The following is a 19,098-nucleotide window of genomic DNA, read 5'->3' on the forward strand; positions in this document are numbered from 1 at the left end:
CCCGGTGTGAGCAGCGAAAACGGGTGGGGCCCGGCGGATCACCGCCGGGCCCCACCACGGGTCGTGCCGTTTGCTGTTACCGCACCACGTTGTACGCGTTGACCATGCCGGCGCCGTAGAAGCCGTTGCGCTTGCCGCCGGAGCAGGTCGCGTCGTATGCGTTCGGGCCGGCCGCGATCAGCGGCACCGGGTTGTAGACGCCGCCGGGGCAGGGAAGCGCCTCGGCGGTGTTGCCCAGGAAGGCCGACAGCTGACCGGACGTCATGCCCGGGTGCGCCGAGACGGCCAGGGCGGCCACGCCGGCGACGTGCGGCGAGGACATCGAGGTGCCCTGCTTGTAGCCCCAGCCGTTGGTCTTCGTGGTGGTGTTGTAGGTGGTGGACAGGATGCCGTCGGTGAGGGTCGAGCTGACACCCCGGGTACGGAAGCGGGTGTCGCCACCCGGCGCCGTAACGTCGACCACGCCCTGGCCGTACGAGGAGTAGTAGCTCTTCTCCCCGGTCGGGCCGACCGCCGACACCGTCACCACGCCCGGCGCCTCGCCAGGCAGGACGAGGCACGAGTTGGTGAGGTTCTCGCGCTCCTCGGGCGTCCCGTTGTTGGGGCTGCCCGTGTCGGTGTTCTTGTGGGCGAGGTCCCAGTTCGAGTTACCCGCGGACGCCACCTGCAGCACGCCCTTGCTCTGCGAGTAACGCAGCGCCCGCTGGATCGCCTTCCACACCGGACGCTGACGTGCGTCGTTGCGGCAGTTGAGCTCCCACGGGTCGATGTAGTAGCTGTTGTTGGTCACCCGCATGCCCTGCTCGGCGGCCCACATGAACCCGCAGACCGCGGCCTCCGGGAAGATGTAGCCGTCGTCGTTGACCACCTTCACGGCGGCCACCTTGACGCCCGGAGCGACACCGGTCACCCCGACGCCGTTGACGGCGGCGGCGATGGTGCCGGCCACGTGGGTGCCGTGGTCGGAGGTGGTCGGGTTCCACGCGGACTCGGTGGTGTCGGAGACCCCGCCGATGCAGGACGTGCTCTTGTTCTTGGCGATCTGGCTGGCCAGATCGGGGTGGCTGGAGGAGATGCCGCTGTCCAGCACGCCCACCACCACGTCGGCACGGCCGGCGTTGACGGCGTGGGCCTGCGGGACGTCGATCATCGGCATGTCCCACTGCTGACTGAAGAGGGGCTCCTTGGTCGGGTCGGCGGTCGTGTTGGCCGCCTCGGCCGCGGAGACCTCCAGGGTCTCGCCCTCGTCGAGGGCGGTGCCCAGGCCGGCGGTGGACGCCACCGAGTCGACTCCCGCGCCCGCCACGTCCGTGACGAAGTCGGGGTTGGTCGACCGGACGACGAGCACGCCGATCTGGTGGTAGCTGGCCACCACGGTGCCCTGGGCGGCGGCCACGCGGGCAGCCGCCTTGTCGGTCTTGCCGCCCTGCGGGGCGAGCACCAGGAACGTGGTGTCCGGGCCGGCGGCCGACGCCGCCGGGGCCACCCCGCCGGCGACGGCGAGGCCGACGCCGAGCGTCACGGCGGACGCGGCAGCCAGTGTCTTGCGACGGAGGTTCTTCACACAGACTCCCAGGGGCTGTTTCCAGCCGGGGTACGCCCCCTGGCAGGGAGCGACCGGCGGGAGGCGCGCGGGATGCACGCCTCCGCAGGCACCAGCGTCGCCGAGGCGCGTCGCGTTACACGCGTCTCGCGGGCCGGACCGGGAGGCGTCAGACGGTCGCCAGCGTGTGGGGGATCTCGTCGAGCAGCTCCCGGGCGAGGAACCCGATCCGACCGAACCGGGGGACCAGCCGCTGACCGCTCACCGCGTGGGCGAACGCCGCCCAACACGCGGCCTGCGCCGGCTCCGCACCCCGCGACAGCAGCCCGGCCAGCAGCCCGGCGCGCACGTCCCCGCTGCCGGAGGTGCCCAGGCCCGCGTCGCCGCTCTCCTCCCGCCAGCTTTGGCCGTCGGGGGTGGCGATGTGGCCGTAGAGCGAGACCACCGCGTCGTACCGGCCGGCCAGCTCGACCGCCTCGGCGTCCAGGTCGTCGCCCGGGTCCCGGCCGAGCAGGTGCCGGGCCTCGGTGAGGTTGGGAGTGAGCACCACCGGCCGCCCGGACCCGACCAGCAGGTCCGGGGCGTGGCTGAGGGCCCCCAGGGCGTACGCGTCCAGCACCAGCGCCGTCTCCGGGCCGGCCGCGTCGAGCACCAGGCGCAGCAGGCGGCCGGTCTCGTCGATGTCCTTCAGACCGGGGCCCACGGCCACCACGTCCGCCTCCGCCACCAGGTCACCCAGCAGCTCGCCGGGCTGCCCGGCGATCGCGCCGTCGGCGGTCTCGGGCAGCCCCACCACCAGCGCCTCGGGCACCTGGATGCTCAACGCGGCGGCGGTGGACTCGGCGGCGGCGAGCTGGAGCACGCCGGCCCCGGCCCGCAGCGCGGCAACGCCGGCGAGCAGCACCGCGCCGGGGGTGAACCGCGAGCCGCCGACCACCAGGACCGTGCCCCGGGCCTCCTTGCCGCCGGTCGGCACGGGCAGCGCCCAGTCCCGCAGCAGCCCGGGGGTGATCACCCGGGTGTCAGACCGGTTCGGCATGGACCTCGTCCTCCCTGGTCGGTCGGGCGCCCTGCTCCCGCAGGTGACCGATGTCGTTGAACACGTCCGGAGTCAGCCGGCCGGCGGTACCGGCGGACCAGCCGGTGATCGAGCAGTTGGCGATGACGTGCTCGCGGGTCAGCGCCATCAGCTCTGCCTCGGCGAGCCCCTCCACCAGGTAGCGGGTCAGGAAGACCAGGGCGTCGTGGCCGAACAGCAGCACGCGCCGGCCCTCGTGGTCGCGGCGCAGGTCGCCGAGAAGGGCACGCAGTCGCAGCGCCACGTCGGTCCAGGACTCCCCGCCCGGCGGCCGGTAGTAGAACTTGCCGAGCCGGTCCCGGCGGGCCGCCTCCTGCGGATGCCGGCGGCGCACCCCCTGCCCAGTCATTCCGTCCAGGATGCCCAGCTCCCGGTCGCGCAGCCGCTCGTCGCGGGTCAACGGGATCCCGGTGCCGGCGAGGGCCAGCTCGGCGGTCCGCACCGCCCGCAGGTACGGCGACACCACCGCCACGTCCGGCCGGCGGGCCTCCGGCAGCCCGGCCAGCCACCGCCCGGTGGCCCTGGCCTGCTCCTCCCCGGTCGGGCTCAACGGCACGTCGGCGTCCCGCAGGGGCAGGTCGATCAGCTCGACGCCGGACGCCTCGGCCGCCGTGGCCGCCACGTTCGCCGTGCTCTCGCCGTGCCGGACGATCCAGAGCGTCGCCAGTTCCGCCATGCGGCAATCCCTACCCGCAAGCCCGCCCCGGGTAACCGCGCGCCCCCGCCGCCGGGGGTCGCTCAGCCCTTCGCTGCGGGGGCCGGGTGGCCCGCTCAGCCCCGCTGCGCGGGCCGGGTGACCTCGCAGACCTCCCGCCGGATCTCCTCCAGCCGGTCGGCCAGCTCGCGCGGCCGGCTCAGGGCCACCGGGTGTCCGCCGTCCATCTCGTCCGCCGTGAGGCCCAACCGGTCGGACACCAGCTTCCGCAGGAAGTCGATCGGGAAGAAGCGGTCACCCCGGCAGAGCAGCGCCCGGGTCGGTACGTCCGGCCAGGCGGCGAGCGGCCACGGCTTCTCGAACGGCGTCCCCGACTGGTCCCGGGCGTTCGCCGTGGCCTCCTCGATCAACTGCGCCGGCAGCTCGTGGAAGAAGACGACGTTCGGGTCCCCGTCCTGCTCCGGCGTCCAGCCCTCGCGTTCCGCCTGGATCTGCCTGGCCGCTGCGTAGCCGGTGCCGCCCCACCACTCGCCCGGCGACTCACCGGGGGAGGGCACCATCGGGGTCAGCAACACGAGCAGATCCGCATGGACCCGGTCACACACCAGCGGGCCGGTGAACGCGCCGAACGACTGGGCCACCACGACCAGGTCGGTGCGGCCCTCGATGGCGCGGACGGCGGCGTCGGTGTATTCCGCCAGCCCCGCCGAGCCGTCGTCGCACGGCAGGTCGACCGCCACCACGTCGTGCCCCCGGTCGCGTAGCTGCTCCGTCAGCAGGTGCCAGTACCAGGGCCCGCTGCCCGCGGGGGGAATCAACACGTACGTCGCCATCGCTGGTGATCCTCCAGGTCGCTCTGAGTGGCCGATGGCCGGACGGTCGGTCGCGGCACCCAGGTGGGGTGGCGTCGACGGTCGCGGCGCCCAGGTGGGGTGGCGTCGACGGTCGTGCCGGTCGTGGTGCGGGTGCTCCCGCCGGCGTCCACGACCGCCTCTCCGCCCTGGTCACCTGATAGCCACGCACGGTAGCCCACAGGTGTGACGACCGGTGGCGTCGTCACCCCCGCGCGTCCGCCGCACGTCAGCTCGCCCATCGCCCGCGCGGCCCCCACCCGACGCCCCACCCCACGCCCCACCCCACCCTCACCCTCACCCCACCCGAGCCACTCCACGCGATCTTGCACTTTGTGCCCGGTCAAAGCCGGCATTTCGCTCGAACGAGGGGCCGAAAGTGCAAGATCGCGGCCTGGGGGGAGAGGCCGCGGCCTGGGGCGGGGTCGTGGCCCGGGGGCAAGATCGTGGCTTGGGGGAGGGTGGGGCTGGAGTGCGGTTGGTCCGGGGTGGTTGGTCAGGGCCGGCGTGCCGGGGCGGGACGGGGCGTGTGGCGGGGGCGGGCGGGGTTACGGTGTGGGCGTGGCGACGCCGGCCGAGGAGATCCAGGTGGGGGAGCGGCTGGTGCGCGTCTCCAGCCCCGACAAGCCGTACTTCCCGGAGCTCGGGCTGACCAAGCTGGACGTGGTGCGCTACTTCCTCGCCGTCGGCGACGGCGTCCTGCGCGCCCTACGGGACCGGCCGACCATGCTGGAACGGTGGCCGCGTGGCGTCTTCGACGGCGCGAAGATCGGCACCCGGCAGGACAACCGGGGCGACGCCTTCTACCAGAAGCGGCTGCCGGCGGGGGCGCCCGAGTGGGTACGCACCGCCCACATCACCTTCCCGAGCGGGCGTACGGCCGACGAGGTCGCGCCGAGCGAGCTGGCGGTGGTGATCTGGGCGGCCAACCTGGGCACCCTGCGGTTCCACCCGTGGCCGGTCTCCGCTGCCGACGTCGAGCGGCCCGACCAGTTGCGCATCGACCTGGACCCGATGCCCGGGGTGGGCTTCGACCAGGTGGTGCCGGTGGCCCAGGAGGTGCGCGCGTTCCTAGCCGAGCTGGGTCTGACCGGCTATCCGAAGACCACCGGTGGGCGGGGCCTGCACGTCTATCTGTCCATCGAGGCACGGTGGAGCTTCGGCGACTGCCGGCGGGCGGTGCTGGCGCTGGGTCGGGAGATGCAGCGTCGGCTACCGGACCTGGTCACCACCACCTGGTGGCGGGAACAGCGGGACCGGCCGGTCTTCGTCGACTACAACCAGATGTCCCGGGACCACACGATGGCCTCGGCGTACTCGATCCGGCCCACGCCGCAGGCGCTGGTCTCCGCGCCGCTCGACTGGTCCGAGTTGGACGACGCCCGGCCGGAGGACTTCGCCGTGCCCACGATGCCCGCCCGGTTCGCCGAGCGCGGCGACCCGCACGCGGGCCTCGACGATCGGCGCTTCTCCCTGGAACCGCTGCTGGAGTTGGCCGACCGGGAAGGGCTGGAGGCCCCACCGGAGCGCTGAGCCGGTCGGGGCCCTCCGGGAAGGCTGGGGCCCGCCGGTTCACTCCCACGGGCTGCGTTCGCCGTCGAACTCCTCGAAGACCAGCCAGGTGCGGGTGGAGAGCACGCCGGCGATGCCCTGCACCCGGCCCAGCACCACGTCCCGCAGGGTGGCGTTGTCCGGCGCCCGGACCAGGGCGAGGACGTCGTGGTCGCCGCCGAGCAGGGCGGCGTGCTCGATGTAGCGGACCCGGGCCAGCTCCGCCGACACCTCGCGCCAGGTGTTCTGTTCGATCTTCAACGCGATGTACGCCGAGGTGCCCAGCCCCGCCGCCTCGGGTGCCACCTGGGCCCGGAAGCCGGTGATCACCCGGTCGCGCAGCAGTCGCTCCACCCGCGCGTACGCGTTGGTGCGGGAGATGTGGATCCGTTCGGCGAGGGTGCGCACCGACGTGCGGCCGTCGCGGACCAGTTCGTCGAGGATCCGCCGGTCGACGTCGTCCAGCGGTCGCGCCGAACGTCCCGTTCCGGTAGTCGGCTCCGCTGGGCCCCCGGACTCCTGGCTCACTTCCCTGCCCGTCCCATGCCATCCGTCCCGCGTTTATCCTGGATCTTGAGTCAATCATCCGACAGCAGGAGCATAGGCCCACCACACGTCCAGGAGGTCCCGCCGTGACGACCACACCCGCGGTCCGCAGGGCATCCCCGCGCAGCCGCCGGAAGGCCACCCCGCCCGACCCGGCCAAGCCGCTGCTCCCGGCCACCGAGCCCGTCCGCCTGCTCGATCCGACCGGCACGCCGCTGCCCGCCCCCGCCGACTACCCCGAGCCGCCCGTCGAGGCGCTCGTCGAGATGTACCGGCGGATGGTCGTCGGACGCCGCTTCGACGTCCAGGCCACCGCCCTGACCAAGCAGGGCCGGCTGGCGGTCTACCCGTCCTCGCGTGGCCAGGAGGCCTGCCAGGTCGGCGCCGTCCTCGCCCTGCGCGAGGACGACTGGGTCTTCCCGACCTACCGGGAGTCGATGGCACTGGTCTCGCGGGGCATCGACCCGGTCGAGGTGCTGACCCTGCTGCGCGGCGACTGGCACTGCGGGTACGACCCCGCCGCCCGGCGCACCGCCCCGCAGTGCACCCCGCTGGCGACCCAGTGCGTGCACGCCGCCGGGCTGGCCTACGGCGAGGCGTACCAGGGGCGGGACACCGTCGCGCTGGCGTTCATCGGCGACGGGGCGACCAGCGAGGGCGACTTCCACGAGGGCGTCAACTTCGCCGCCGTGTTCAAGGCCCCGGTCGTCTACTTCGTGCAGAACAACAAGTACGCGATCAGTGTCCCGCTGTCCCGGCAGACCGCCGCCCCGTCGCTGGCGTACAAGGGCGTCGGCTACGGCGTGCCCAGCGAGCAGGTCGACGGCAACGACCCGGTGGCCGTGCTCGCGGTGCTCACCCGCGCGGTGCAGCACGCCCGCTCCGGCAAGGGTCCGTTCCTCATCGAGGCGCACACCTACCGGATGGAGCCGCACACCAACGCCGACGACGCCACCCGTTACCGCGACGGCGCCGAGGTCGAGGCCTGGCGGGACCGGGACCCGGTGGCCCGGCTGGAGACGTACCTGCGGGCACGGGGCGCGCTCGACGACGCGGGCGTCGCCGCGGTCGCCGAGGAGGCCGAGGCGTACGCCGCCGACCTGCGTACCCGGATGAACGCGCAGCCGACGGTCGACCCGATGAGCCTCTTCGAGCACGTCTACGCCGAGCCCACCCCGCAGCTGGTCGAGCAGCGCGAGCTGGTCCGTGCCGAGCTGGCCGCCGCCCAGGACGAGGAGGGTGAGCGCTGATGGCCACCCTGACCATGGCGAAGGCGCTCAACGCCGCGCTCGCCGACGCGATGCTCGACGACGACCGGGTGGTCGTCTTCGGCGAGGACGTCGGGGCGCTCGGCGGTGTCTTCCGGGTCACCGACGGCCTCCAGGCCCGGTTCGGTGACAAGCGGTGCTTCGACACGCCGCTGGCCGAGGCCGGTATCGTCGGCTTCGCCGTCGGCATGGCCATGTCCGGGCTGCGCCCGGTGGTGGAGATGCAGTTCGACGCGTTCGCGTACCCGGCGTTCGAGCAGATCGCCTCGCACGTGGCGAAACTGCGCAACCGCACCCGGGGCGCGCTCAGCGTGCCGATCGTGATCCGGGTGCCCTACGCCGGTGGCATCGGCGGGGTCGAGCACCACTGCGACTCCAGCGAGGCGTACTACGCGCACACCCCCGGTCTGAAGGTGGTCACCCCGGCGACTGTGCAGGACGCGTACGCGCTGCTACGCCAGGCGATCGACGACCCCGACCCGGTCGTGTTCATGGAGCCGAAGAAGCTCTACTTCTCCAGCGCCGAGGCGGAGCTTTCCGCGACCACCGCGCCGATCGGCCGGGCGGTCGTGCGCCGACCCGGCCGCGACGCCACCCTCGTCGCGTACGGGCCGGCGGTGCCGGTCGCGCTGGAGGCCGCCGAGGCCGCCCGCGAGGAGGGCTGGGACCTGGAGGTGGTGGACGTGCGCAGCATCGTGCCGTTCGACGACGAGACCGTCACCGCCTCGGTCCGCCGCACCGGCCGGTGCGTGGTGATCCAGGAGGCGCAGGGCTTCGCCGGGGTCGGTGCCGAGATCGCCGCCCGCGTGCAGGAGCGCTGCTTCCACGCCCTGCACGCCCCGGTGCTGCGGGTGTCCGGCCTGGACATCCCCTATCCGCCGCCCATGCTGGAGCACACCCACCTGCCGTCGGTGGACCGGGTCCTCGACACGGTGGCCCGGCTCCAGTGGGACGACCAGCCGGACGGGCGCTGGCTGAGCCGGGGGAGCGCGGCGTGACCACGGTGGACGGTGCGCAGGTCTTCCTCCTGCCCGACCTGGGCGAAGGGCTGAGCGAGGCCGAGATCGTCGAGTGGCGGGTCGCCGTGGGTGACGTGGTCACGGTGGACCAGAGCGTCGTCGAGGTGGAGACCGCCAAGGCTGTCGTCGACGTGCCCTGCCCGTACGCCGGGCGGGTCGTGGCGCTGCACGGCGCGGCGGGCGAGGTCCGCCCGGTCGGCCAGCCCCTGATCACCATCGCGCCGCTGGCCGGCGACGAACCCGCCGGGCACGCCACCTACCGTGAGGAGGAACGCGCCGGCTCCGGCAACGTCCTCATCGGGTACGGCACCGGCCACGGCGGCCAGGGCCGGCGGCGCCGCCGGCCCCGTCTCGTGGCCGCACCCGAGCCCGCCCCGCCCACGCCCGCGGCGATGCCTCCGGCCACGCCCTCGGGCACGCGTGCGGCGACGCCCCCGGCGGCGCCCGGCCCGGCGGCGGCGACTCCGGCCGGCGTGGCCGACCGGCCGCACGGCGCGGCGGCGCCCCTGGTCATCTCGCCGATCGTCCGCCGGCTGGCCCGCGAGCACGGCCTCGACCTGGCCACCCTGCGTGGCACCGGTCCCGGTGGGGTGGTGCGTCGGGCGGACGTGGAGGCCGCCGCGACTCAGGTGGCGACGCCGGCCGCCCGGCTCGCCGCGGTGCCGGACGAGCCCGTGACGGCGGCGGCCCCCGGCGCGCAGGACCTGGTCATCCCGCTGACCGGCATCCGCAAGGTGATCGCCGACAAGCTCTCCCGCAGCCGGCGGGAGATCCCCGAGGTGACCATCTGGGTGGACGTGGACGCCACCGGGCTGTTGGAGACGCGCGCGGCGATCAACGCGGCGACCCCGGACGCGCCGGTGAGCATCCTGGCCCTGCTGGCCCGGATCTGCCTGTCCGGGCTACGCCGGTACCCGCAGCTCAACGCCCGGGTCGACACCGAGGGCCAGCGGATCGTGCAGCCCGCCGGGGTGCACCTGGGCATCGCCGCCCAGACCGACCGGGGGCTGGTCGTGCCGGTGCTGCGGGACGCGCAGCGACTCACCACCGCCGAGCTGGCCGCCGAACTGGCCGTGACGACCACGGCTGCCCGGGCCGGCACGCTGCCCCCGGCCCGGCTGACCGGCGGCACGTTCACGCTCAACAACTACGGCGTCTTCGGCGTCGACGGCTCCACCCCGATCATCAACCACCCGGAGGCGGCCCTGCTCGGGGTGGGGCGGATCGTGGACAAGCCCTGGGTGCTGGACGGGCAGCTCGCGGTGCGGAAGGTGACGCAGCTCAGCCTGACCTTCGACCACCGGGTCTGCGACGGCGGGGTGGCCGGCGGCTTCCTGCGGCACGTCGCCGACTGCGTCGAGCGGCCAGCGCTGCTGATCGCCAACGTCTGACCCCGGCCGCGACGGCCCCGGCCCGCCGCCCGGCGGCGCCGGGGCCGTTCCCCCTCCGCCGACAGCAGCGTCGCAAGATCATGACGTGCCGTCCCCGTCGCCGGCCGCGTTTCCCCGGGATCGGGCCGGGAATGCGGGCCGGGCAGTCTCGCCGAGGGGAGGACGAGTTGGCGTACCCGGACGTGCCCTCCGCCGGCGGTGTGCGCCGCCACGCGGTGGCCGGTGCCCCGCTGCTCTGCGACGCCCGGGAGCACGGCCTGACCGGTGACGGGACAGCCAACGACCAGCCGGCGCTCGCCGCACTGGTGGACCGGCTCGGCGACGCGTACGCCGCCGACGGCCGGGCCCGGGTCATCTACTGCCCGCCCGGGGTCTACTCGATGCGGGACTCGGGCACCGTGTGGCGTACCGGGGTGTCGCTCGTCGGCGCCGGCCCGGGGGCGACCCGCTTCGTGCTCAGCAACGCCGGCAACCGGGCCGACCCGGCGCCGCTCGCCTTCTACACCACGCTCCAGCACGGTGCCGACCGCGACCGGCACCTGGCCGACTGCACCTTCGCCGACTTCGAGATCGACGGCTCGGGGGTGGCGTCGGCGGACTACAACCCGCTGGCCAAGGGGCTCGGCCTGCAGTACGTCGTCCGGGGCGTCTTCCGCAACCTGTACATCCACCACACCGCCGCCACCGGCCTGGGCTGCGACTTCCTCCAGGACTGCCTGATCGACGGGGTGCTGGTGGTCGGGTGCGGGCGGCTGGACAACGGCACCGAGATGGGTGGCGCGGGCATCGGTGTCGGCATCGGCGGCTGGGGCAGCGTCGAGCGGTTCAACATCGTCAACTGCAGCGCGGTGGCCAACGCCACCAACGGCATCTTCCTGGAGTTGCAGGAGGCGAGTCACCTGCGCCCGCGAGGTGTGCGGATCATCGGCTGCCATGCCCAGGGCAACCGCTTCGGCATCTCCGACTGGGGTGCGAACGGCCTGATCGTCTCCGCCTGCACCATGACCGGAAACCTGGAGGCGGGCTTCCACGTCTCGGCGAAGGGCACCACGCACACCGCCGGGCGGGGCGGCATCCTGACCGACTGCGTGATCGACGGCAACCTGCGCGACGGGGTCAGCATCGGCAACACCCCGGGCCCGTACACGATCCGTGGCAACCGGATCAGCGGCAACGGCCGGTACGGCTACCACCAGCGCAACCTCGGCGGGGCCGAGGAGCAGGTGGCCGAGGAGATCGTCATCGAGAGCAACGACTTCTACGGCAACAGCGCCGACGCCATCCGCATCGACCGGCCGCTGCGCGACGCGATCCTGGTCGGCAACCGGATCCGGAACAACGGGCGGCAGTGTGCGCCGGCGATGAGCGGACACGGCGACTCGGTGCGCTACAGCGAGCGGAAGGTGGTGGACCGGCGGGCGACCTGGCCCAACGACGGCCACCGGGGCAAGGTGGTACGGGTCGGCGACCGGATCGCCGTGGTGGCGGCGAACGACGACACGGAGCTCACCCTCGCGCCCGTACGGCCCGACGCCTCCAGCGGGTGGAGCGGGGCCACGCCTGCGCCGGGCACCGCGTACGAGCTGCCGGCCGGTCCGCCGGTGCGAGCCGGAATCGCGATCAACGCGGCCGTCGACTCGGCCACCGTCCGGGGCAACCGGATCTGGGACAACCGGGACCCGAGCACCCAGAACCACGGGCTGTGGATCACCGAGCAGGGCAGCTGCGTGGACTGCCGGGTCGAGGACAACGACCTGGCCGGCAACGCCGACGCGGCAATCCGGATGGACACCCCACCGGTCGGCGGCCGGTGGGAACGCAACCACGGCGACGACGACTGGACGTGAGCGGGACCGGCGGCACGCCGCGTCGGACCGGACGTCCCGCCGCCCACCATCTCGGCCTGGACGTCGTCGTGGTCGGCCCGGGTCAGGTGCTCTCCGGCAGCGCGGCCGGCGGCAGCGGCGGCGAATCGGCGCGGGGTGGGGCAACGGGGACGCGGCGGGATTCCGGGTGCTGGGCGGTGGCGGCCCGGACGATTCCGGACGGACCCGGAAACCGGGTCGACCAGCCCCATTTCGTGCAGTGCGGTAAATGCTTCCCATAATCGCTTTGCCGATTCCGCCGAAATTGCGCTCCCGTCCAGCGCGATATGGAGAGAATGTGGCTGAGGGACACCAATTAACGGGGGGACGCATCATGGAGTTGAGGCGGCGACTGACGGTGCTGGCCGTGACGATCGCGGCCACGCCGTTGGCTCTCGGCGGGTGCACCGCCGACCGCAAACCGGGTGCCGGGCCGGCCGACGGGCAGGCGGCGGCCCCGGACCTGACCGTGACGCCTACCGACCGGGCCCGCGAGGTGCCGATCACCGCCGAGGTGGGGACGACAGTCAGGAACGGGAAGATCACCGCCGTCCGGATCACTGACGACAAGGGGGCACAGGTCAAGGCGGAGCCCCGGGAGGACGGCTCGGGCTGGGTGCCGACGGCGCCGCTGAAGCCGCGGCGCAGCTATACCGCGGAGGTGACCGCCACGGGCGACTCGGGGACGACGACCACCCGGAAGACCACTTTCACCACGATGCCGAAATCGACGAAGCCGGAAATCACCAGCACGTTGTATTTCGCCGGCAAACGGACGTACGGCACCGCGATGCCGGTGACCGTCGCCTTCGACCCGCCCATTCCGAAAGAGGTCAGGGATGACGTGCAGCGCAGATTGTTCGTGAAGACGAATCCGCCCCAGCCGGGCGCCTGGTCGTGGGTGTCCGACGGTAGTCAGGTCTATTACCGGGCCCCCGACTTCTGGCGCCCGGGGACCACGATCAGTGTGCGGGCCGGGCTGGAGGGGCTGCCGATCGGCAAGGACCGGATCGGCGACTCAGACCGTACCGCCACCTCGAAGATCGGGCGGCAGGTGGCGCTGGAGATCGACAACGCGACCAAACAGATGTCGGTGCTGCGCGACGGAAAGGTCGTCCGCAAGATCCCGGTCAGCCTCGGCAAGCCGAGCACGCCGACCTCCAGCGGCAAGATGGTGATCATGGAGCAGCACCAGCAGACGACGTTCGACACCCGGGGGTCGGCCGACCCTTACGTGGTCGACGTCGAGGACGCCCAGCGGCTGACCTGGGGCGGCGAGTTCATCCACGGCGCACCGTGGTCGGAGGGCGACCAGGGCAACATCAACGTCTCGCACGGGTGCACCAACATCTCCGCCGCCGCTGCGGACTGGCTGATGGGGGCCACCCAGGTCGGGGACCTGGTCACCGTCAAGGGCACCGAGGTGCCGCTGAACGAGGGCAACGGCTGGACGGCCTGGAACGTCAGCTGGGACGAGTTCGTCAAGGGCAGCGCGCTTCCCGTGCCGGCCGGGCTGCGGCCGTCCCCGTCGGCCGCGCCGCACCCGGGCGCGGTGGCCGGGGGCTCGCCGGCACCGGCGCCGTCCGTCAGCGGCGGCTGACCTCGGCGGTACGCACACCCGGGACCGGCCCGCCGCCACGCGGGCCGGTCCCCGGCGCGTCGGCCGTCGTACGGCTCAGCCCAACGGGCCGGTCCCTGGCGCGTCGGTGGTCGTACGGCTCAGCCCAGCGGCACCCGCGCCACCCCGGGACCCGTGAGGCTGCCCAGCCACAGGTGCTCGCCGTGCTGGCGGACACCGGTGATCATGTTGTAGCCGCCACGTGGACCGTGCAGGGTCCGCAGCACCCGTCCCTCGCCGTCGACGAGGGCGACCAGGCCGTAGCGCAGCGGTTTCGGCTGCACCGCGGCCGGCAGCACCGCGACCAGCTGCCGCAGCCGTGGGTGGGGCAGCAGCCGCTCGACCACCGGCACCCGAGGGCTGGGAAACGCGATCCAGTACGTCCCGTCGCCGACCGGGGTCAGGTTGTCCGGGTACGCCGGCAGGTCGGCCAGCACGGTGACCGCCCCGTCGGGCAGCGTGACCCGCACCAGCCGGTGGGTGGCGGTCTCGGCCAGCATCAGCGCCGACTCGTCGGGGGTGAGCGCGATCCCGTTGGGGAAGTAGAGGCCGGCGCAGACGACATCGGTGCGCCCGCTGCGTGGGTCGTACGCCAGCACCCGCCCGTTGGGCCGGTGCTCCAGCAGGTCCCGCTTCCAGTGTGAGAGCGGGAACCGGTCGGAGGAATCGGTGAAGTAGACCGTGCCGTCGTGGGCGACGGTGGCGTTGTCGGCCAGGTGTGCCCTCGCCCCGAGCCCGCCCAGCTCGCGTACCGCCCCGTCGCCGGTCACCCGCAGCAACCCCCGGTACGCGTCGCAGACCACGAGGCTGCCGTCCAGCGGGTCGATCTCCACGCCCAGCGGCCGGCCCCCGGTGTCGGCGAACGGCCGGGGCCGGGTGCCGGGAGGCGCGTCCACCGGCCACCACCAGAGCCGGCCGTCCTCCGTCCCGCTGATCGCCCGGCCGGACGGGTCGACGACCACGTCCTCCGGGCCGGACACACCGTCGGGCAGGGGCAGCAACTGGACGGCGTCGAGCCGCCGGTCGGCGGGTGCCCACGGCCCGTCGAGCGGCGGGGGCACGGTGGCGGGCTCGCGGACGGGACGGATCAGCCGGGGCGCGCGGGGACGGGGAGCGACCATCGGCCCATTCTCGCCCGCCGATCGCCCCCGTAGGTCCCTGCCGGGTCATCCCTGAGGAGGATCCGGGAGGCCCCGGGTATGACCCTGGACGTACCCGGAAACGGTCCCTCAGCAGGGCGGAAATGTCGGTGGTGGGGGATAGGTTCGTCAGTATGGAACAGCGCGACGACCGGCTCCACATGGAGATCACCGTGGCCGACCACGCGGTGGAAATGCGGGCGACCGGCGAGGTCGACATCGCCACCGTCGGCGCCTTCCGCTCCGCGCTCTGGGCCGCTCCGGCCCGGCCCGCGCTCCGGCTCGATCTCTCCGGCGTCAGCCTGCTCTCCGCCGCCGGGGTGCGGGCGCTGGTCGCCGCGCACCTGCGCGTCCGCGCCCGGGGCGGGGAGCTGGTGCTGCTCCGCCCCGACCCGGTGGTCGAGCGGGTGCTGCGGGCCACCGGCCTGCACCGGGTCATCCCGATCGTGGATCCGTGTTCCGACCGGGAGCTGGTGCCCTGCTGACCTCCGGCGCCGGAGAGCAGGGGCGCCGTGGCGGACGGGCCGGTGCCGACGGCGCTGTCCGCCATCCGCACCGGCCCGTCCGCGCCGTGGCTCACCGTCCGCGGATCGACTTACCGTCCGCTCAGCGGATGCCGAGCAGGTCGACGACGAAGACCAGGGTCTCGCCCGGCTTGATGACACCGGCGGCGCCCCGGTTGCCGTAGCCCAGGTGCGGCGGGATGGTCAGCCGGCGCCGACCGCCGACCCGCATGCCCACGACCCCCTGGTCCCAGCCGGAGATGACCTGCCCACCGCCGAGCCCGAACGCGAACGTCTCGCCGCGGTTCCACGAAGAGTCGAACTCGCGGCCATTGGAATGCGCGACCCCCACGTAGTGGACGCTGACCAGCTGACCCGGCTGGGCCTCCGGCCCCTCGCCGACGGTGATGTCCTCGATGACGAGATCGGCGGGCGGCGCGCCCTCGATCGGACCCACCTCGGGCTTGCCCGAGGTGGCGCCTGCTGCCTGGTTCATTCGGGAGTCTCCTGCCATTTCGGTCCTGATGTCCGTCACCCGAGATCCTGCCCGATGACCTCCGACCACCGTGTGGCGGTCCCGTCGGGTGCCCGGCGGGCGGGAGACGCACCCGAGGCTGGTGACGCGACGGAGCGGGCACGTGGAAGCGGGCGCCACCGGTGGTGACGCCCGCTTCGGGGGGAGGGAGGTGTTGCGCTCAGGTCACCGCAGCCAGGGGAACCGCCGCACGATGGGGAGCTTCGCCCACGTCGCGCCCAGGCCGAGGGTGGCACCGGCGTTGACCAGTGCGAGACCGACCAGCAGCGCCGCGTTGAGCAGGTGCTCGTCCATGAAGGGGTTGTTCTCGGGAGGCAGGACGACCGTCCACATCATCACGTAGAGCACCGCTCCGGCGACGGCGGCGACCCGCATCCCGATGCCGAGCAGCAGCGCGACGCCGATCGCGGCGAGGCCGCCCATGAAGAGCACGTCAGCCCAGACTGCCCCGGCGATGCCTTGGTAGAAGTCCGCGAACGGACCTGCCGCGCCGAAGGTCAGGAAGCCCTTGGTGGGGCTGCCGCCGTTGATCCAGGCGTTCTTCGCCTCGGTGGCGAAGCCCAGGCCGAAGACCTTGTCCAGGAACGCCCAGAGGAAGGTCCATCCGAGGGCGATCCGGATGCCGGCGAAGACGTACCGGGCGGCCCGCTCCCGGGCGGTCTCGGCGAGGTGCCGGGTCTCCGCCATCGGAGCGTCGGTCCTGGTGATGGTTCGCTCGGTGGTGGCGACCATTGTCTCCACGTCCCTTCGTGTGCCTCGCACCGCGCTTTCCCGGTGACATCTCCATTGGACGCCCACCGACGTACGTCCGGCAGGGCCGACCGGACCCCATCGGACCGGGACCTTCGACCCCTCCCGTACCGGTCCGTCCGGCCGTGCCGGCACGGTCCGGCGGCCCTGACCGGACGCGCCACCTCGGCCGTAGCGTCCCGGGTGGAAACGACAGGAGGTCGTGATGAGGACTTGGCAGGTGGGCGACGTGATGACCCGCGAGGTCGCGACGGTGGGGGAGGAGACCCCCTACCGGGAGATCGTCGACGCGTTGGTCCGGCGGGGCATCAGCGGCGTGCCCGTGGTGGACGGGTTCCGCCGGGTCCTCGGCGTGGTGTCCGAGTCGGATCTGCTGCACAAGGTCGAGCGGGCCGGTCGTCCGGACGAGCGGCGGGTCTTCGAGGGGCGCCGGCGCCGCACCGCCCGGGAGAAGGCCGACGCGCTGCTGGCGCGTGACCTGATGACCGCCCCGCCGGTGACGACCTGGCCGGAGGCGACGATCTCCGCCGCCGCCCGGCAGATGGACCGGGAGGCGGTGAAGCGGCTGCCGGTGCTCGACGACCTGGGCCGGCTCGTCGGCATCGTCACGCGCGGCGACCTGCTGCGGGTGCACCTGCGCACCGACGCGGAGATCCGCGAGGACGTGGTGCAGGAGGTGCTGCGCCGGGTGCTTGCGGTGCGGGACGGGCTGGTCACCGTCCGGGTGCGCGACGGCGAGGTGACGCTCGACGGCCGGTTGGACCGGCGCAGCGCGGTCGAACTGGCGGGCCGGCTGGCCGGACAGGTCAGCGGCGTGGTCCAGGTGACGAGCACCATCGCCTACGACGCCGACGACACCACGCTCGCCGAGCCGGACGCGGCCCGGGTCACTCCGGTGGCCTGAGGGCCGTGCCGGGGCGGGTCGCCGGCGGCACCGACTTGCCCGGACCGCCGTCGGCCCGTCGGCGGCTCGCCTAGGCTCGGGATCGGATGGGAGCGGAGCCGCCGTCGGGGATGCGGAGGACGCCGGGTGGACGAGGCGACGTTCGCGGCGCCCCTCTGGGCCTGGGCGGCGGTGGGCGCGGTCATCGCCGTCATGCTCGCCGTGGACATGCTCTCCCACCGCGACAACCACGTGATCGAGCTGCGCGAGGCGCTGCTGTGGAGCGGTGTCTGGATCACCGCGGGGCTCACCTTCGGCCTGGTGATCTGGCTGTGGCGGGGCGGCGAGCCGGCGGTGGCGTACTTCTCCGGCTACCTGCTGGAGAAGGCGCTCTCCGTCGACAACGTCTTCGTCTTCGCGCTGCTGTTCGGGTACTTCAGGGTGCCCGCCGAGTACCAGCACAAGGTGCTCTTCTGGGGGGTCGTCGGCGCGCTCGCGTTCCGGCTGGCTTTCATCTTCGCCGGCGCGGAGCTGCTGGGGCGGCTGGCCTGGGCCGGTGTCGTGCTCGGCGCCTTCCTGATCTGGACGGGATGGCGACTCGCGGTACGCGGCGAACCGGACGTCGACCCGGACCGCAACGTCGCCGTCCGGGTTTTCCGGCGGCTGGTGCCCACGGAGCGCCGCTATCACGGCGGCCGGTTCACCGTCCGGGTCGACGGTCGCCGCAGGGCCACCCTGCTGCTGGTGGCGCTGGTCGCGATCGAGGCCACCGACGTGGTCTTCGCGATCGACTCGGTGGCGGCGATCCTGGCCATCACCACCGACACGTTCCTCGTCTGGACGGCGACCGCGTTCGCCGTGCTCGGCCTGCGCAGCCTTTACTTCTGCCTGGCCGGGCTGCTGCGCCACTTCGGTTACCTGCGGTACGGGCTGGCCGTGCTGCTGGCCTTCGCCGGGGCGAAGCTGATCCTCGCCGAGACGCCGGTCGGGAAATTGCCGGTCTGGTCGACCCTCGCGGTGGTGGTGTTGACGCTGTCCGTCGCGATCGGGTGGAGCGTGTTCGCCGCCCGCCGGGAGCGGCGCCGGCGCGCGGGCGACTGACCGCCCGCCCCGGCGCGTCCATCCGGCCGAGGCCGGGCAACGGCGGTCAGCCCGGCCGGACGACCGGGGCGGCGAGCTGGGCGCGGAGTACGGCGGGCGCCTCGGCGAGCGACGGGCCGTACCAGGTGAGGTGCCTGCCGGAGAGCAGCGCGCAGGGGGTGCCGGGGAACGCCTCCGGCCCGTCGTCGGCGGTGAACCGGTACGGCTCGTCGGGCAGCACCACCAGTTCCGGCGCCCGGGCGCGCAGCTCGTCGAGGGTCGGCCGGGGATAGCGCTCGACATCGTCGGCGTACACGTTGGTGACGCCGAGCCTGCGCAGCACGTCACCGGCGAAGGTGTCGGCGCCCAGCACCACCCACGGCCGGCGCCAGACCGGCACCACCGCCGGGCGGGCCGGCCCTAGCGTGGGCAGCCCGGCCCACTCCCGGCGGGCCACGGCGAGCCACTCCGGTTCGGCCGGGGCGCCCAGGTCGCGGAGCAGGTCCGCCAGCTCCGTCAGCGCCTCGTCGACGGTACGCGGGTAGGTCACCCGCACCGGCACGCCGGCGGCGGCCAACGCGTCGGCGTCCTCGCGACGGTTCTCCTCGACGTTGAGCAGGACCAGGTCGGGGCGTAGCGCGAGCACCCGGTCCAGGTCGGGGTACTTGCTCCCGCCGACCCGTGCCACGTCCAGCCCGGACGGGTGGGTGCACCAGTCGGTGGCGCCGACCAGCAGACCCGGCAGGGTCAGGGCCACGGCCTCGGTCAGCGACGGCACCAGCGACACGATCCGCACCCCGCGCACCTCCCGGTCCCGTCCGCC

18 protein-coding genes are annotated in these 19,098 nt (G+C 73.5%); 9 read left to right on the top strand and 9 right to left on the bottom strand.

Annotation, left to right across the window (positions count from 1 at the left end; translation table 11 throughout):
- Window positions 1-76 precede the first annotated feature (76 nt).
- The 4 genes from GA0070608_RS23210 to GA0070608_RS23225 form a co-directional block, all read right to left on the bottom strand.
- The gene (locus tag GA0070608_RS23210; RefSeq protein WP_091630616.1) at window positions 77-1,564 is read right to left on the bottom strand and encodes a S8 family peptidase; all 1,488 of its coding nucleotides are present in this window, start codon (window positions 1,562-1,564) and stop codon (window positions 77-79) included.
- A gap of 148 nt (window positions 1,565-1,712) precedes the next feature.
- Window positions 1,713-2,582 (bottom strand): NAD(P)H-hydrate dehydratase, encoded by an 870-nt coding sequence (locus tag GA0070608_RS23215; protein ID WP_091630617.1) that lies wholly within the window; start codon window positions 2,580-2,582, stop codon window positions 1,713-1,715.
- Window positions 2,566-3,297 (bottom strand): histidine phosphatase family protein, encoded by a 732-nt coding sequence (locus tag GA0070608_RS23220; RefSeq protein ID WP_091630618.1) that lies wholly within the window; start codon window positions 3,295-3,297, stop codon window positions 2,566-2,568. Before GA0070608_RS23220 ends, GA0070608_RS23215 begins: the two co-directional genes overlap by 17 nt.
- Window positions 3,298-3,392: 95 nt before the next feature.
- Entirely contained in the window at window positions 3,393-4,109 is a 717-nt protein-coding gene (locus GA0070608_RS23225; RefSeq protein WP_091630619.1) for an alpha/beta hydrolase, read from the bottom strand.
- 579 nt (window positions 4,110-4,688) lie between these two features.
- Here GA0070608_RS23225 and GA0070608_RS23230 point away from each other — a divergent pair.
- Window positions 4,689-5,660, top strand: a complete 972-nt coding sequence (locus tag GA0070608_RS23230) for a DNA polymerase domain-containing protein (RefSeq protein ID WP_091635914.1) — start codon at window positions 4,689-4,691, stop codon at window positions 5,658-5,660.
- A 39-nt stretch (window positions 5,661-5,699) separates the two neighbouring features.
- On the opposite strand, the gene GA0070608_RS23235 is transcribed toward GA0070608_RS23230, so the two are convergent.
- The gene (locus tag GA0070608_RS23235) at window positions 5,700-6,206 is read right to left on the bottom strand and encodes an Lrp/AsnC family transcriptional regulator (RefSeq protein ID WP_091630620.1); all 507 of its coding nucleotides are present in this window, start codon (window positions 6,204-6,206) and stop codon (window positions 5,700-5,702) included.
- Window positions 6,207-6,310: 104 nt separating this feature from the next.
- On the opposite strand from GA0070608_RS23235, the gene pdhA reads away from it, so the two are divergent.
- From pdhA to GA0070608_RS23260, 5 genes are all read left to right on the top strand, one after another.
- A complete protein-coding gene (pdhA, locus tag GA0070608_RS23240) occupies window positions 6,311-7,474 on the top strand; it encodes a pyruvate dehydrogenase (acetyl-transferring) E1 component subunit alpha (protein ID WP_091630621.1) in 1,164 nt (387 codons plus the stop codon).
- Entirely contained in the window at window positions 7,474-8,490 is a 1,017-nt protein-coding gene (locus GA0070608_RS23245) for an alpha-ketoacid dehydrogenase subunit beta (RefSeq protein WP_091630622.1), read from the top strand. The genes pdhA and GA0070608_RS23245 overlap by 1 nt, the downstream gene beginning before the upstream one ends.
- On the top strand, window positions 8,487-9,902 hold the full coding sequence (locus tag GA0070608_RS23250) for a dihydrolipoamide acetyltransferase family protein (RefSeq protein WP_091630623.1): 1,416 nt from the start codon (window positions 8,487-8,489) through the stop codon (window positions 9,900-9,902). Before GA0070608_RS23245 ends, GA0070608_RS23250 begins: the two co-directional genes overlap by 4 nt.
- A gap of 167 nt (window positions 9,903-10,069) precedes the next feature.
- Window positions 10,070-11,749, top strand: a complete 1,680-nt coding sequence (locus GA0070608_RS23255) for a right-handed parallel beta-helix repeat-containing protein (protein ID WP_245715896.1) — start codon at window positions 10,070-10,072, stop codon at window positions 11,747-11,749.
- Between the two features lie 352 nt (window positions 11,750-12,101).
- Window positions 12,102-13,367 carry a L,D-transpeptidase gene (locus GA0070608_RS23260; RefSeq protein ID WP_091630625.1) on the top strand — a complete coding sequence of 422 codons (1,266 nt, stop codon included), beginning with the start codon at window positions 12,102-12,104 and terminating at the stop codon, window positions 13,365-13,367.
- Window positions 13,368-13,486: 119 nt separating this feature from the next.
- On the opposite strand, the gene GA0070608_RS23265 is transcribed toward GA0070608_RS23260, so the two are convergent.
- A complete protein-coding gene (locus GA0070608_RS23265) occupies window positions 13,487-14,506 on the bottom strand; it encodes an SMP-30/gluconolactonase/LRE family protein (protein WP_091630626.1) in 1,020 nt (339 codons plus the stop codon).
- Window positions 14,507-14,658: 152 nt separating this feature from the next.
- On the opposite strand from GA0070608_RS23265, the gene GA0070608_RS23270 reads away from it, so the two are divergent.
- Window positions 14,659-15,009, top strand: a complete 351-nt coding sequence (locus GA0070608_RS23270; RefSeq protein ID WP_091630627.1) for an STAS domain-containing protein — start codon at window positions 14,659-14,661, stop codon at window positions 15,007-15,009.
- A 121-nt stretch (window positions 15,010-15,130) separates the two neighbouring features.
- On the opposite strand, the gene GA0070608_RS23275 is transcribed toward GA0070608_RS23270, so the two are convergent.
- The gene (locus GA0070608_RS23275) at window positions 15,131-15,523 is read right to left on the bottom strand and encodes an FKBP-type peptidyl-prolyl cis-trans isomerase (RefSeq protein ID WP_091630628.1); all 393 of its coding nucleotides are present in this window, start codon (window positions 15,521-15,523) and stop codon (window positions 15,131-15,133) included.
- A gap of 204 nt (window positions 15,524-15,727) precedes the next feature.
- Complete coding sequence (locus GA0070608_RS23280) at window positions 15,728-16,303, bottom strand: DoxX family membrane protein (RefSeq protein WP_176733808.1); 576 nt, start codon at window positions 16,301-16,303, stop codon at window positions 15,728-15,730.
- Between the two features lie 214 nt (window positions 16,304-16,517).
- On the opposite strand from GA0070608_RS23280, the gene GA0070608_RS23285 reads away from it, so the two are divergent.
- Window positions 16,518-17,216, top strand: a complete 699-nt coding sequence (locus tag GA0070608_RS23285; RefSeq protein ID WP_091630630.1) for a CBS domain-containing protein — start codon at window positions 16,518-16,520, stop codon at window positions 17,214-17,216.
- Window positions 17,217-17,342: 126 nt separating this feature from the next.
- A complete protein-coding gene (locus tag GA0070608_RS23290; protein ID WP_091630631.1) occupies window positions 17,343-18,296 on the top strand; it encodes a TerC family protein in 954 nt (317 codons plus the stop codon).
- A 46-nt stretch (window positions 18,297-18,342) separates the two neighbouring features.
- On the opposite strand, the gene GA0070608_RS23295 is transcribed toward GA0070608_RS23290, so the two are convergent.
- Entirely contained in the window at window positions 18,343-19,071 is a 729-nt protein-coding gene (locus GA0070608_RS23295) for a helical backbone metal receptor (RefSeq protein WP_091635919.1), read from the bottom strand.
- Window positions 19,072-19,098: the final 27 nt, after the last annotated feature.

It is taken from the genome of Micromonospora peucetia (assembly GCF_900091625.1).
GTDB classification, from domain to species: Bacteria; Actinomycetota; Actinomycetes; order Mycobacteriales; family Micromonosporaceae; genus Micromonospora; species Micromonospora peucetia.

Bases quoted from the DNA above. Each gene is read 5' to 3' on its own strand.
- GA0070608_RS23285 (WP_091630630.1), top strand. From the start codon at position 16,518: ATGAGGACTTGGCAGGTGGGCGACGTGATGACCCGCGAGGTCGCGACG.
- GA0070608_RS23275 (WP_091630628.1), bottom strand. From the start codon at position 15,523: ATGAACCAGGCAGCAGGCGCCACCTCGGGCAAGCCCGAGGTGGGTCCG.
- GA0070608_RS23220 (WP_091630618.1), bottom strand. From the start codon at position 3,297: ATGGCGGAACTGGCGACGCTCTGGATCGTCCGGCACGGCGAGAGCACG.
- GA0070608_RS23245 (WP_091630622.1), top strand. From the start codon at position 7,474: ATGGCCACCCTGACCATGGCGAAGGCGCTCAACGCCGCGCTCGCCGAC.
- GA0070608_RS23260 (WP_091630625.1), top strand. From the start codon at position 12,102: ATGGAGTTGAGGCGGCGACTGACGGTGCTGGCCGTGACGATCGCGGCC.
- GA0070608_RS23215 (WP_091630617.1), bottom strand. From the start codon at position 2,582: ATGCCGAACCGGTCTGACACCCGGGTGATCACCCCCGGGCTGCTGCGG.
- GA0070608_RS23265 (WP_091630626.1), bottom strand. From the start codon at position 14,506: ATGGTCGCTCCCCGTCCCCGCGCGCCCCGGCTGATCCGTCCCGTCCGC.
- GA0070608_RS23225 (WP_091630619.1), bottom strand. From the start codon at position 4,109: ATGGCGACGTACGTGTTGATTCCCCCCGCGGGCAGCGGGCCCTGGTAC.
- GA0070608_RS23270 (WP_091630627.1), top strand. From the start codon at position 14,659: ATGGAACAGCGCGACGACCGGCTCCACATGGAGATCACCGTGGCCGAC.